The organism is Streptomyces sp. JK94, from assembly GCF_053613315.1.
The window spans coordinates 40,323-53,251 of sequence record NZ_JBSICH010000015.1 but is presented as its reverse complement, the minus strand read 5'-3'; the positions used below and the strand labels follow the sequence as shown (position 1 = coordinate 53,251).

The following is a 12,929-nucleotide window of genomic DNA, read 5'->3' as shown; positions in this document are numbered from 1 at the left end:
GCCCCCGGCGGGAGCGCGGCGCGCGGCCCTCTTGCTGTGCGCTCCCATCACCCGGTGCCCGCGGGGCCGGCCGGCGTCCCCACCTCGCCGGTCCGCTTCAGCTTCTGCCAGCGCAGCCGGCCGCCGGTGAGGGCGGTGACGCAGGAGTGGATGAGGACGAGGTACATCATCTGCCGGTACGCCAGCTGCTGGAGCGGCATCATCAGCAGGTACCGGTACTTCTCCCGGTCGAGGCGGAAGGCGTACGCCGCGCACACGAGCTGCACGGCCAGCACCGCCAGCCAGGCCAGCAGGGCGGCCCGGAAGTCGACGAAGAGCATCGAGTAGACGGTGAACACGTCGATGAGCGGCGCGAAGACCGGCGTGACGACCTGGAAGAGCACGACCAGCGGCATGCCGACCCGCCCGAAGCGGCCCGAGGGCCCCTTGTCCGTCAGGGAACCGCGGTGCTTCCACAGCGCCTGCATGGTGCCGTACGACCAGCGGTAGCGCTGCGACCAGAGCTGCTTCAGCGAGCCCGGTGCCTCCGTCCAGGCCCGGGCGTGCTCCTGGTAGACGACCCGCCACCCGGCGCGGTGCAGGGCGATGGTGATGTCGGTGTCCTCGGCGAGGGTGTCGTCGCTCATGCCGCCGGCCTGGAGGACCGCCTCGCGGCGGAACGCGCCGATCGCGCCGGGGATGGTCGGCATGCAGCGCAGCAGGTCGTACATGCGCCGGTCGAGGTTGAAGCCCATCACGTACTCGATGTGCTGCCAGGCGCCGATGAGGGTGCGCCGGTTGCCGACCTTGGCGTTGCCCGCGACGGCGCCGACCGAGGGGTCGGCGAAGGGCTGGACCAGGTGCCGTACGGTGTCCGGCTCGAAGACGGTGTCGCCGTCCATCATCACGACGATGTCGTACCGGGCGTTGCGGACGCCGTTGTTGAGGGCGGCGGGCTTGCCGGCGTTGGCCTGCCGGACGACGCGGACGCCCGGCAGTCCCAGGGACTCGGCGATCTCGGCCGTGCCGTCCGTCGAACCGTCGTCCACGACGATGATCTCGATGGGGTGGGTGCTCTCCGCCAGCGAGCGGAGGGTGTTGGCTATGCACTCCTTCTCGTTGTACGCCGGGACGATCACGCTCACCGGGCCGGCCACGGGCGGCCCCCAGCTGAAGCGCCGTCTGTTGCGCTGTCGGTAGTGGCGGCGGGCGAGCAGCAGCATCATCCCGAACCGGCCCATGACGGCCACGCCCACGACCACGAGTCCGACCGACAGGACCGGCACCGTCCACTCGGCGACGGCGACGGCCGCGACGAGCGCCCTGCCCTCCCAGAGGACCGTGCCGGTGGCCTCGTGGTGGGCCGCCTGCAGGCCGCCCCCGGAGCCGGACGCCTGCGGGGCGGGCCCGCCGGAGGGCTGCTGTTCGGCCATGACACCGCTGATGGTGGTGAAGGTGTAGCCCTTCGCCTTCATCTTCTCGATGTACTTCGGCAGCGCCTCGATCGTCTGCGACCGCTCGCCGCCGGAGTCGTGGAAGAGGACGGAGGCGCCCTCGCCGTCCGCCGGAGTGGCCCCCTCGACGATCTTCGAGACGCCGGGCTGCTTCCAGTCGTCGCTGTCGGTGTCGATGAAGACGCTGGTGTAGCCGTCCTCGCCGAGTTGCTCGTAGACGGGCCAGCTGTAGTTGTCGATGGCGTCCGTCTCGGACGAGTACGGCGCCCGGAACAGCGTGGTGGTGATGCCGGCCGCACCGGCGAGGGCGAGCTGGGTCTGCTCGATCTCGCGCGTGACGCGGGCCTCGCTCTGGTAGGAGAGGTCGACGTGGGTGAAGGTGTGGACGCCCACCTCGCTGCCCTGCGCGACCAGGTCCCCGACGATGTCCGGGTAGCGCGCGATCATCGAGCCGACCAGGAAGAACGTGCCGGGTACGTCGTACTCCTCCAGGATCTCCAGCACCTGGGGCGTCCAGGTGGGGTCCGGGCCGTCGTCGAAGGTGAGGGCGATCGTCTTGTCCGGGACGGAGACGGTGGTGGCCTGTCCGCCGGGGAAGGTGAGGATCGGCCCGCCCTCGAGGACCTCGTCGGGGACGTCGCCGGCACTGGCACTGGAGCGGACACGCTGGTCGCCGCCGACCTCCGCGCGCAGATAGCCGTCGAGCAGCATCACGCAGGTCAGCGCGAGCAGGAGCAGCAGGGCGAGGAGGACGCGCGGGCGTTGCAGCGCGGCGGCCCGGCCGGCGGCGCGCTCCATGCGGGTCGGGGCACGGCGGCGGCCCCGGGCGGGCGGGGAGGGGGGCGTGGGCGTGGTCATGGGGGTGGCGGCGTTCCCGGTCAGTCGGTGGAGGCGGTGGCGGTGGGCGTGGCCGAGGTGTCGGCGCTGGGCGTGGCCGAGTCGCTGGGCGTGGCGGTGGTACCGGCGCTGGACGAGGCGGTGGCGCTGGGGGGCCCGCCGGGCACGGCCGCGCCGGAGGGCGGGGCGCCCGTGGGCGCCAGGCCGCCCATCGGGCCGGCTCCCGGACCGGGTCCGGGGCCGTTCCCCCCGCCGGCCCCGAAGGGCAGCAGCGAGGAGGGGCTGACCGAGGTGCCGATGCCCACGAAGGCGAGGCCCAGGACGGCCGCGTAACCGACACAGAGGGCCCCGACGAGCAGACCCAGCCGGCGCAGCAGCCTGGCGCGGCGTCCGGAGTTGTCGACGAAGACGGGCCCTTCGGCGGGTCCGCCGCCGCGTCGACGACGGCGACCGCGCACGGGCTTCTCACCCAGGGCGGGGCGGCTTTCGATGGCAGGCTCGGAGTGCATTCCCCGGACGGTAGGGAGCTTCCCCTGCCGCGACCTCGGAACTCCTTGTGCGATTCCGGTGAATGGCGACGCAGCCTGTCCGTGTCCTGTGGGACGGGGGAAAACCGCCCGCTTTCCTCAGGAAAGGCCAAGCCTCCTGTGAGACGTTCGCCTGCCCGACGACGACAACGTCCGAAGACGAGAACGGGAGCGTACGCACATGAGGGCTTACCGGAAGGCGGCTGCCGGGTGCGCCCTGCTGCTCGCCCTGGCGACGGCGGGTTGCTCCGCGCAGGACGGCGACGGCACGTCCGACGCGGACGCCGGGACACCGTCCGCGTCGGCCACGACGTCCGCGCCGGGCACCGCCTATGCCCCCTACGTCAGCGCCACCACGGCGTCCGACCAGGACTCGGCGGGCTCGCCGACGACGTACAACCTGGCGTTCGTCCTCTCCTCCGGTGACGACTGCGTCCCGCGCTGGAACGGGGTGCAGGACATCGACGACGCCTCCGCCACCTCCCGCGTGGAGCGGCTGAAGGAGTCCGGCGCCACCCTCCGCGTCTCCTTCGGCGGCGCCTCCGGCGAGGAGCTGGCGGCGGTCTGCGGCAACGCGACGGACCTGGCGGAGGCGTACGGCGAGGCGCTGGACGCGGCCGGTGCCACGCGGGCGGACTTCGACATCGAGGGCGACGAGCTGGCCGACACCGCGTCCGCCGCCCTGCGCTCGGAGGCGATCGCGCTGCTCCAGGAGGAGCGGAGCGACCTGGAGGTCTCCTTCACCCTCCCGGTGATGCCCTCCGGCCTGGACTCCGACAGCCTGGCGCTGCTGGCGTCCGCCAACGACCACGGCGTACAGGTCTCCACGGTCAACCTCATGACCATGAACTACGGCGAGTCGTACGACGGCGACATGGGCGACTACGCCCTCACCTCGGCGCAGGCCGCCCACACCCAGCTCCAGGACGTGTTCGGGACCTCGGACGCGGACGCCTGGCGGGGCATGGCGCTCACCTCGATGCTCGGGGTCAACGACGTCGCCGGTGAGACGTTCACCCTCGCCGACGCGGCCGAGGTACGCGCCTTCGCGCAGGAGAAGGGGATCGCCTGGGTGTCGATGTGGGCGTCCTTCCGCGACCGGCAGTGCACGGACGAGGCCGGCGCCGACGACGCGGCGACCGACTGCAGCGGCGTGACCCAGGAGGCGGGGGCGTTCGGGGAGGCGTTCGGCGGCTGACGACCGCGTGCGACGGCCTAGGGCCGCGGTCAGCGCCTGCGGTGCACCAGGCGCCCCGCGCACACGGTGGCGATGCAGGCGCCGGTGTCGTCGAGGACCGCGAGATCCGCCCGGCCGAGGTCGGTGAGGACGGCGGGGCGGGGGCGGGCGAGCACCACGACGTCGTTGCGCTCGGCCGCCGCCCGCAGTCCGGGCGGGCCGGCGTGCTCCTCCAGGATCGCCACCGCGCCCAGCTTCAGCACGGCGTGCACCCGCTCGCGCGGCGTGGGGGCGTCCGGCAGCGGGCCCTCGTGGACGCGCGCGGGGCCGAGCACACCGGGCCAGCGCCGCACCCGCGCGGCCGGGAACCGCTCCGTCAGTGCGGCGAGCGGTCCCACGGCGGCGATCCGGGTGCCGTCGACGGCCACGGCACCGCCCTGGACCGGCTCGCGGTCGTCCCAGGCGTACCGCACCTCGTCGGCGGCGTGAATCGTCAGCACGGCGGCGTCACCCGTCGGTCGTCGGTCGGTCGTCAGTCGTCGGCTGTCGGGCTGCCGGTTCCCGGTCGTCGGTCCCCGGTCTCCAGTCGTTGGTTCCCGGTCCCGGTCTCCGGTCGTCGGTCCCCGGGTCCCCGGTCGTCAGTTGGAGGCGAGCAGCTTCAGTTCCGGGTGGGCCGTGCCGCCCTCGATGGCCGTCGACGAGATGTGCGAGACGACGCGCTCGTCGACGGGGTCGTTCGCCGGGTCGTCGTGGACGACGAGGTGCTCGTACGTCGTCGCCCGCTGCGCCGGGACGCGCCCCGCCTTGCGGATCAGGTCGATGATCTCCAGCCGGTTGGAGCGGTGCTTGGCACCGGCCGACGACACGACGTTCTCCTCCAGCATGATCGAGCCGAGGTCGTCGGCGCCGTAGTGCAGGGAGAGCTGGCCGACCTCCTTGCCGGTCGTCAGCCAGGAACCCTGGATGTGGGCGACGTTGTCGAGGAAGAGGCGGGCGATGGCGATCATCCGCAGGTACTCGAAGAGCGTGGCCTGCGTGCGGCCCTTCAGGTGGTTGTTCTCGGGCTGGTAGGTGTACGGGATGAAGGCGCGGAAGCCGCCCGTGCGGTCCTGCACGTCCCGGATCATCCGCAGGTGCTCGATGCGCTCGGCGTTGGTCTCGCCGGTGCCCATGAGCATGGTGGAGGTGGACTCCACACCCAGGCCGTGCGCGATCTCCATGATCTCCAGCCAGCGCTCGCCGGACTCCTTCAGCGGCGCGATGGCCTTGCGCGGACGCTCGGGCAGCAGCTCCGCCCCGGCCCCGGCGAAGGAGTCGAGCCCGGCGGCGTGGATACGGGTGATGGCCTCCTCGACCGACACCTTCGAGATCCGCGCCATGTGCTCGACCTCGCTCGCCCCCAGGCTGTGGATGACGAGCTGCGGGAACTCCTTCTTGATGGCGGCGAAGTGCTTCTCGTAGTACTCGACGCCGTAGTCGGGGTGGTGCCCGCCCTGGAACATGATCTGGGTGCCGCCCAGCTCGATCGTCTCCGCGCAGCGGCGCAGGATGTCGTCGAGGTCGCGGGTCCAGCCCTTGGCGGTGTCCTTGGGCGCGGCGTAGAAAGCGCAGAACCGGCACGCCGTGACGCACACGTTCGTGTAGTTGATGTTGCGCTCGATGATGTACGTCGCGATGTGCTCGGTACCGGCGTACTTCCGCCTGCGTACGGCGTCGGCGGCGGCGCCCAGGGCGTGCAGCGGCGCGTCGCGGTAGAGGTCGAGGGCCTCTTCGGGGGTGATCCGACCACCGGCGGCGGCGCGGTCGAGGATGGGCTGAAGGTCGGCCTTCTCGGTCACCGGCGTCCCTTTCGCAAGGTTCGTAAGGGTTGTGGACGGACGCGACCAGCGTACGCCAGGCCTTTCACGGGTCCGTGCTCAGGCCGCGCGGGCCCCCGCGAGGACACCGAGGAACAGGCCCGCGAGCAGGAACGGCCCGAACGGGATGGCGGTCCGGCGCCCGGCCCGCCGGGCGACGACGAGGGCGCCGCCGTAGAGCGCGCCGAGCAGGAAGCCGGCGAAGGTGCCGAGCATCACCGTCGGCCAGCCGTACCAGCCGAGGCAGGCACCGGCCGTGAGGGCCAGTTTCACGTCGCCGAAGCCCATGCCGGCCGGGTTGATGAGGAACAGCACGCAGTAGCCGGCGCCGAGCGCGAGGGCACCCAGCAGGGCGGTGGTCCACCGGCCGGCGTGCTCGGGCACGAGCGCGGTGAGGCCGAGGAGGGCGAGCGCGGCGCCGGCGAGCGGGAGGGTGAGGGGGTCGGGCAGCCTTCGTACCCGCAGGTCGATGACGGACAGCAGGACGGCGACCGGGGCGAGCAGCAGCCAGACGGCCACTTCGGGGCGGGTCCCGGTGGCCGCGGCGAGAGCGGCGCAGACGAGGGCGGTGACGGCGGCGAGGGAGGCGGTACGGGGCCCGTACGACGCCGTCGGGGCCGCGCACCGCCCGCACCGGGCCCGGCCCAGCCAGCCCCTGACGGGGTGTTCGCCCGGGCACCGTTCGCGCCACGGCTCTCCCGGGGACGCGGAGAAGCGGTAGGCCGCGCGGGGCAGCAGCGCCCCCGCCACCGCGCCCCAGAGCGCGGCGGCCAGGACGGCCAGGACGGTCAGGCGGTCGATGGTCATCCGGCGGCGCCCGCGCGCCGGGCCGGCGGCAGCTCGTCGCGCAGGGCCCCGGCGGGCGTCGTCCTCGGAGCCGGGCGAGGTCCCGTCGTGCTCGACGGGCTGGTGGTGCGGCGGCGCGGCATGGCGGGGTCCTGGCTCCTGTGTCGAGGGCGGCGGGACGGGCCGCGGCGTGGGGAGTTCGGGGCGCGCCGAGCCTACCGGGATCCTGAGGACCGTCGTTGGGGATCGTCCGGAGTCCGGGCCGCGGTGCACCGGCGTACTCCTGGTCGTGAGCGCGACGGGCCGTGCTCGGTTACCCGGTCTTCGACAACCGGGCCTCCGGCCGCCCCGAGTCCTGGCTGTCGGACGCGTACCCGAGGTCGTCGCCGACGGGCGTGAGGCGGACGGTGTGGAGCGCCCGGCTGCAGACGGCACGGTTGCCCTCGACCCCCACGGCAGCCGGGGGAGCCGACCGAGACACGGGTGCGTCGGCTCCGAGCGGCCGCACGGCGTCCACCCCTCCCCCCGTACGCCGGTGTACGCCGATGTCTGGAAGCAGGGCAGTGGGCCGCCCGCCCGGGGACCTGGGGCGAATGCCGCGCGCGTCAGGGCCGGAGCAGCTCCACCTTCACGTCCGCCGGGAACCCGGTGGTCGGGCCCACCCGGCGGGCGAACTCGGTGACCGCCTCCAGCTGCGGGGCGCCGAAGCGGAAGTCCAGGGTGGTGAAGTACCGCGCGAGGGTCTCCTCGTCGAAGGCCTCCCAGCGGGCCGCCTGCTCGGCCACCTTGTCCACCTCCTCCAGGGAGAGGTTGCGGGAGGCGAGGAAGGCCTCGTGGACCTTGCGGGTGAGCAGCGGCTCGCGCTCCGCGTAGTCCTTCCGCGCCGCCCACACCGCGAAGACGAACGGCAGCCCCGTCCACTCCTTCCACAGCGCGCCCAGGTCGTGCACGGCGAGGCCGTAGCGCGGGCCGTCGATCATGTTCGCGCGCAGGGCCGCGTCGCCGATCAGGACGGCCGCGTCGGCCTCCTGCATCATCAGGCTGAGGTCCGGTGGGCACGTGTAGTAGTCGGGCTGCACGCCGAAGCGCTCGGCGAGCAGCAGCTGGGCGAGACGGACCGAGGTGCGCGAGGTCGACCCGAGGGCGACGCGGGCGCCGTCCAGGCGGTCCAGCGGGACCTGGGAAACGATCACGCACGACATGACCGGGCCGTCGCAGCCGACGGCGATGTCGGGGAAGGCGACCAGGTCGTCGGCGTTCTTGAGGAATTCGACCAGGGTGACGGGACCGATGTCGAGACCGCCCTGCACCAGCTGCTCGCTGAGCTTCTCCGGGGTGTCCTTCGTGAGCTCGAAGTCGAGGAGCGTGCCCGTTCTCGCGAGCCCCCAGTACAGGGGCAGGCAGTTCAGGAACTGAATGTGGCCGACGCGCGGCCGGGTGCGAGAATTGTCCACATCGCGAGGCTAGCCCTCCCCCCGCATCCGCCCGCCGCCGCCCCCCGGCGTCGGCCGAACGGCCGAGACGTTCAAACATCCGGGTGAAGTGATCTTGGCCTCTGTTGCGCCAGGGGGCCTGCGTGCTAGGCTCACAGCAAGTTGCAGTTTGGTTTCCCTTGCAGTACAGAGCCTGCGGAGCATGTGACCGCGGGCTCTCGTCGTTCTCAGACATATGCAGTTGTGCGGAATCACCGTCTTCACACTTGCTGGTTCTGGAGCAGGGCAACCCTTTGGGCCCAAGGAGGGCTTATGGCTACCGGAACCGTGAAGTGGTTCAACGCCGAAAAGGGCTTTGGTTTCATCGCCCAGGAAGGCGGCGGCCCGGACGTCTTCGTCCACTACTCCGCGATCAACGCTCAGGGATTCCGTTCCCTCGAGGAGAACCAGCAGGTGTCCTTCGACGTCACGCAGGGTCCGAAGGGCCCGCAGGCGGAGAATGTCACTCCTGTCTGATTGACAGCAGTACCCAAGGAGCCCCGCGCCGGTCCGGCGACGGGGCTCCTGCCCTTCCCGGACCCGGACCTCACACAGGCCACGCCACGGGCGGCAGACGGCGGACAGCAAACGGCAGACCGCAGACCGCAGACCGCAGACCGGAACGAGGCGCCGCTGTCGGTGGCTGCCGTTAGGGTCCGCGCCATGGCTGACGACACCGGACAGGGCCCCGCACACGGCTCCGGCTTCCTGGACACCACCCGCGCCTTCTACGACACCATCGCCGAGGACTACGCCGGCCTGCACCGTTCCACCGGCGCCGGCACACCGCTGGACCGGGCGCTGATGGGCGCCTTCGCCGAACTGGTGGGACCACGGGGGGAGGTGGCCGACCTGGGCTGCGGGCCCGGCCGGGTCACCGCCCACCTCGCCTCGCTCGGCCTGCGCGTCTTCGGCCTGGACCTCTCCGCCGCGATGCTGGAGATCGCGCGCCGCGAGAACCCGGGCCTCCGGTTCGAGCAGGGCTCCATGCTGGAGCTGAACCTGCCCGACGGGGCCCTCGCGGGGGCCGTCTCGTGGTACTCGTCGATCCATACGCCCTGGGACCGGCTGCCCGGCCTCTTCGCGGAGGTGCGCCGCGTGCTGGCCCCGGACGGCCACTTCCTCCTCGCCTTCCAGGTCGGCGACGAGCCGATGCACCTCGACCGCCCCTTCGGCCACCCGGTCGCCCTGCACTTCGAACGGCGGCGGCCGGAACCGATGGCGGAACTGCTGGAGCGGGCCGGCTTCACCGTGCTGTCCCGGACGGTGCGCGTGCAGGAGGAGGACACCTCCGCGAAGGTCCCGCAGGCCTGCCTGATCGCCCGCCGCTGAGCACCCGCCGCACCGAGCACCCGCCGGTCTACGCCCCGTACAGCCCCTCCACCGCCCCGGCGAAGTCCCGCATGATCACGTCGCGGCGCAGCTTCATCGAGGGGGTCAGATGGCCCTCCCACTCGGTGAAGTCCCTCGGCAGGACGGCGAAGCGCCGGATGGACTCCGGGCGGGAGACGAGTTTGTTGGCCTCGTCGACGGCGCGCTGGAGGACGGCGTGCACCTCCTCGTCGTCGACGAGCAGCTCCGGCGGCACCGGGTGCTTGCCGTTCATGCGGCGCCAGTGGCTGACGCCGTCGGGGTCGAGGGTGAAGAGGGCGCAGACGTAGGGACGGCGGTCGCCCAGCACCATGCACTGGGAGACCAGGGGATGGGAGCGCAGCCAGTTCTCCAGGGGAGCCGGGGCCACGCTCTTGCCCCCCGCCGTGATCAGCAGCTCCTTCTTGCGGCCGGTGATCGTCAGATAGCCCTCGTCGTCCAGGCTGCCGATGTCGCCGGTGGCGAACCAGCCGTCGGGGGCGGCCGGGACGACGCCGCCCGCCTGCGGGTCCCAGTAGCCGGGCAGGACCTGGTCCCCGGCGACGAGGATCTCGCCGTCGGCGGCGATGCGGATGCGGGTGCCGGGCAGTGGCCAGCCGACCGTGCCGAGGCGCGGCTTGAGCGGGGGCGTCACCGTTGCGGCGGCCGTCGTCTCCGTGAGGCCGTAGCCCTCGAAGATCTCGATGCCGGCCCCCGCGTAGAAGGCGGCCAGGCGGCGGCCGAGCGGGGAACCGCCGCAGATGACGTAGCGGACCCGGCCGCCCATGGCGTTGCGGATCTTGCGGAAGACGAGGGGGTCGTAGAAGGAGCGGGCGGTCTTCAGGGCCCGGCCGGGCCCGCCGTTCGCGCCCGTCTGGCGGGCCTCCATGGCCTCGCCGTAGCGCACGGCCACCGAAACGGCCCGGTCGAAGGCCGTGGACCGGCCGCCCGACTCGGCCTTGGCGCGGGCGCTGTTGAAGATCTTCTCCAGCATGTACGGGATGGTCAGCAGGCAGGTCGGGCGGAAGGCCGCCAGGTCCGGGAGCAGGTCCTGCGGCTTGAGGCTCGGCGCGTGGCCGAGGCGGACCCGGGCGCGGACGCAGGCCACGGCGACCATCCGGCCGAAGACGTGGGACATCGGGAGGAACAGCAGGATCGAGGGCTCCTCGCCCGTCTTCGCCTTGAAGACGGGGTAGAGCAGCTCGATGGCGTTGTCCACCTCGGCGAAGAAGTTGCCGTGGGTCAGCGCGCAGCCCTTCGGCCGGCCGGTGGTGCCCGAGGTGTAGATCAGGGTGGCGAGCGTGCTCGGGCTCAGCATGCCCCGGCGGACCTCCACCTCCGCGTCCGGCACCTGCGCGCCCAGCTCCGCCAGCCGCTCCACATGCCCCTTCTCCATGACCCACAGGTGCCGGAGGTCGGGGATGCGGTCCAGTTCCGGGCCGAGGGATGCGGCCTGCGCGGCGGTCTCGGTGACCAGGGTGACGGCGCCGGAGTCCTGGAGTATCCAGCGGATCTGGAAGAGGGAGGAGGTCGGGTAGACGGGGACGGTGACCAGGCCGGCCGCCCACGCCGCGAAGTCCAGCAGGGTCCACTCGTACGTCGTCCGCGCCATGATCGCCACGCGGTCGCCCGGCGCCAGGCCCTCGGAGATCATGCCCTTGGCGACCGCCAGCACCTGCCCGGCGAACCCGGCCGCCGTCACGTCGGACCAGTCCCCGTCGGCCGACCTGCGGCTGAGGACCACCCGGTCCCCGGCCACGGCCGCGTTGTCGAAGGGCAGGTCGGCGAGGGAGCCGCGCCGCACGGGCGGTGCGAACGGCGGTACGTACGCCTCCCGTACGACGCCGTCCAGTCGCCGCGTCTCGGGTTCCACCAGGGTGGGACCGGGCGAGTCGGCGTAGGCGGCGGATGCGGCGAAGGAGGGAAGCGGGGTGGACACGGGCGGCTCCTGGGACGTGCAGCGGCGACACTGCTCTGCTGCAAGACGTACGTGCCTCGCGCGCCGAGGCGTTCATCGCCGTCCCCCGCACACGTGGGTGACCGACGGTCAGTCCGGGGATCGTACGGGGCCTTCGTGCGGGGTTGGTGCGGGTTCGGGGGCGGTAGCGCGTCGGGGGTGTGCAGTTTCGGGAGTTACCTGCCAGTAGGTCACGTTCGTTCCAGTACGGCCGTGACCCCCTGGCCGCCCGCCGCGCAGACGGAGATCAGCCCGCGCCCCGGCCCCTCCCGCTCGGCGAGCAGCGCGGCCAGCGTCGCCACGACGCGGGCGCCGGTCGCGGCGAAGGGGTGGCCGGTGGCGAGGGAGGAGCCGGCCACGTTGAGGCGGGCGCGGTCCACCGGGGCCAGGCCCCGCTTCTCCCACGCCGCCAGCGTGGCCAGCACCTGGGAGGCGAACGCCTCGTGGATCTCGACCAGGTCGAAGTCCTCGATGCCCAGCCCGGCCCGCTCCAGCATGCGCGGGACCGCGTACGCCGGGGCCATCAGCAGGCCGTCCTCGCCGCCCGCCACATCGCCGCCGACGAAGTCCACGGCCGCCGTCGCGTACGCCGTCAGGTACGCCAGCGGCTCCAGCCCGCGGGCCTCGGCCCACTCCTCGCTCGCCAGCAGCACCGTCGCCGCCCCGTCGGTCAGCGGCGTGGAATTGCCCGCCGTCATCGTCGGACCGGCGCCGTCCAGGCCGAACACCGGCTTCAGCGCGGCCAGTTTCTCCGCCGTGGAGCCCGGGCGCAGGTTCTGGTCGCGGGACAGCCCCCGGAAGGGGACCACCAGGTCCTCGAAGAAGCCGCGTTCGTACGCCGCCGCCAGCCGCTGGTGGCTCGTGGCCGCCAGCTCGTCCTGCGCCTCGCGGGTGATGTCCCAGGCGCGGGCGGTGACGGCGGCGTGCTCGCCCATCGACAGACCGGTGCGCGGCTCGGCGTTGCGCGGGATGTCGGGGACCAGCTGGCCCGGGCGGATCTTCGCCAGCGCCTTGGCCCGGCCGGTCGAGGACTTCGCCCGGCGGGCCTCCAGGAGGATGCGGCGCAGGCGGTCGTTGAGCCCCAGGGGCGCGTCGCTCGCCGTGTCGGCGCCGCCCGCGACCGCCGACTCGGTCTGCCCGAGGGCGATCTTGTTGGCGGCGGCGATCACGGCCTGGAGGCCGGTGCCGCAGGCCTGCTGGACGTCGTAGGCGGGAGTGCGCGGGTCCAGCGCCGAGCCGAGGACCGTCTCGCGGGCGAGGTTGAAGTCGCGGCTGTGCTTGAGGACCGCGCCGGCCACGAACTCGCCGACCGCGCCCGGCTCCTGGAGGCCGTGGCGCTCGACCAGGCCGTCGAGGGCCGCGGTGAGCATCTCCTGGTTGGAGGCGGTGGCGTAGGGGCCGTCGGAGCGGGCGAACGGGATCCGCGTACCGCCGACGACCGCGACGCGCCGCGCCCGCGGCGGATTCAGGGGGCTCATGCTGACCTCACCTCGACCTGGTCCCGCGACATAGACTTACCTCCGGTAACCTTACT

At 72.8% G+C, this 12,929-nt stretch carries 11 protein-coding genes; 3 read left to right on the top strand and 8 right to left on the bottom strand.

The annotated features are described in order from the left end of the window. Window positions 1–47 precede the first annotated feature (47 nt). Window positions 48–2,291, bottom strand: coding sequence for a bifunctional polysaccharide deacetylase/glycosyltransferase family 2 protein (locus ACVV2G_RS14730; RefSeq protein ID WP_453843145.1), 2,244 nt, complete (start codon window positions 2,289–2,291; stop codon window positions 48–50). A 20-nt stretch (window positions 2,292–2,311) separates the two neighbouring features. Further along, entirely contained in the window at window positions 2,312–2,779 is a 468-nt protein-coding gene (locus ACVV2G_RS14725; protein WP_453843144.1) for a hypothetical protein, read from the bottom strand. A gap of 199 nt (window positions 2,780–2,978) precedes the next feature. Between ACVV2G_RS14725 and ACVV2G_RS14720 the strand changes: the two genes are divergently transcribed. Continuing rightward, the gene (locus tag ACVV2G_RS14720; RefSeq protein ID WP_453843143.1) at window positions 2,979–3,995 is read left to right on the top strand and encodes a chitinase; all 1,017 of its coding nucleotides are present in this window, start codon (window positions 2,979–2,981) and stop codon (window positions 3,993–3,995) included. Between the two features lie 29 nt (window positions 3,996–4,024). Here the strand turns inward: ACVV2G_RS14720 and ACVV2G_RS14715 are convergent, their stop codons facing one another. The 4 genes from ACVV2G_RS14715 to ACVV2G_RS14700 all read right to left on the bottom strand — a co-directional run bounded on the left by ACVV2G_RS14715 (window position 4,025) and on the right by ACVV2G_RS14700 (window position 8,070). Next, complete coding sequence (locus tag ACVV2G_RS14715) at window positions 4,025–4,474, bottom strand: imidazolonepropionase-like domain-containing protein (RefSeq protein ID WP_453843142.1); 450 nt, start codon at window positions 4,472–4,474, stop codon at window positions 4,025–4,027. Between the two features lie 138 nt (window positions 4,475–4,612). Continuing rightward, window positions 4,613–5,812 (bottom strand): cyclic dehypoxanthinyl futalosine synthase, encoded by a 1,200-nt coding sequence (gene mqnC / locus ACVV2G_RS14710; RefSeq protein ID WP_453843141.1) that lies wholly within the window; start codon window positions 5,810–5,812, stop codon window positions 4,613–4,615. A gap of 78 nt (window positions 5,813–5,890) precedes the next feature. Beyond that, window positions 5,891–6,637 carry a prepilin peptidase gene (locus tag ACVV2G_RS14705; RefSeq protein ID WP_453843140.1) on the bottom strand — a complete coding sequence of 249 codons (747 nt, stop codon included), beginning with the start codon at window positions 6,635–6,637 and terminating at the stop codon, window positions 5,891–5,893. Window positions 6,638–7,221: 584 nt separating this feature from the next. Then, the gene (locus ACVV2G_RS14700) at window positions 7,222–8,070 is read right to left on the bottom strand and encodes a menaquinone biosynthetic enzyme MqnA/MqnD family protein (RefSeq protein WP_453843139.1); all 849 of its coding nucleotides are present in this window, start codon (window positions 8,068–8,070) and stop codon (window positions 7,222–7,224) included. 291 nt (window positions 8,071–8,361) lie between these two features. On the opposite strand from ACVV2G_RS14700, the gene ACVV2G_RS14695 reads away from it, so the two are divergent. Next, window positions 8,362–8,565, top strand: a complete 204-nt coding sequence (locus ACVV2G_RS14695) for a cold-shock protein (protein ID WP_003974443.1) — start codon at window positions 8,362–8,364, stop codon at window positions 8,563–8,565. Window positions 8,566–8,751: 186 nt separating this feature from the next. Beyond that, window positions 8,752–9,420: a class I SAM-dependent methyltransferase gene (locus tag ACVV2G_RS14690; protein WP_453843138.1), complete on the top strand. Its 669-nt coding sequence runs from the start codon at window positions 8,752–8,754 to the stop codon at window positions 9,418–9,420. A 28-nt stretch (window positions 9,421–9,448) separates the two neighbouring features. Here the strand turns inward: ACVV2G_RS14690 and ACVV2G_RS14685 are convergent, their stop codons facing one another. Then, window positions 9,449–11,377 (bottom strand): AMP-dependent synthetase/ligase, encoded by a 1,929-nt coding sequence (locus ACVV2G_RS14685; protein ID WP_453843137.1) that lies wholly within the window; start codon window positions 11,375–11,377, stop codon window positions 9,449–9,451. Window positions 11,378–11,586: 209 nt separating this feature from the next. Beyond that, the gene (locus ACVV2G_RS14680; protein WP_453843136.1) at window positions 11,587–12,873 is read right to left on the bottom strand and encodes an acetyl-CoA C-acetyltransferase; all 1,287 of its coding nucleotides are present in this window, start codon (window positions 12,871–12,873) and stop codon (window positions 11,587–11,589) included. Between the last annotated feature and the right edge of the window lie 56 nt (window positions 12,874–12,929).

Excerpts from the sequence above, each read along its gene's own strand:
- ACVV2G_RS14730 (WP_453843145.1), bottom strand. The coding sequence starts at position 2,291 with ATGACCACGCCCACGCCCCCCTCCCCGCCCGCCCGGGGCCGCCGCCGT.
- ACVV2G_RS14725 (WP_453843144.1), bottom strand. The coding sequence starts at position 2,779 with ATGCACTCCGAGCCTGCCATCGAAAGCCGCCCCGCCCTGGGTGAGAAG.
- ACVV2G_RS14720 (WP_453843143.1), top strand. The coding sequence starts at position 2,979 with ATGAGGGCTTACCGGAAGGCGGCTGCCGGGTGCGCCCTGCTGCTCGCC.
- ACVV2G_RS14705 (WP_453843140.1), bottom strand. The coding sequence starts at position 6,637 with ATGACCATCGACCGCCTGACCGTCCTGGCCGTCCTGGCCGCCGCGCTC.
- ACVV2G_RS14695 (WP_003974443.1), top strand. The coding sequence starts at position 8,362 with ATGGCTACCGGAACCGTGAAGTGGTTCAACGCCGAAAAGGGCTTTGGT.
- ACVV2G_RS14690 (WP_453843138.1), top strand. The coding sequence starts at position 8,752 with ATGGCTGACGACACCGGACAGGGCCCCGCACACGGCTCCGGCTTCCTG.
- ACVV2G_RS14680 (WP_453843136.1), bottom strand. The coding sequence starts at position 12,873 with ATGAGCCCCCTGAATCCGCCGCGGGCGCGGCGCGTCGCGGTCGTCGGC.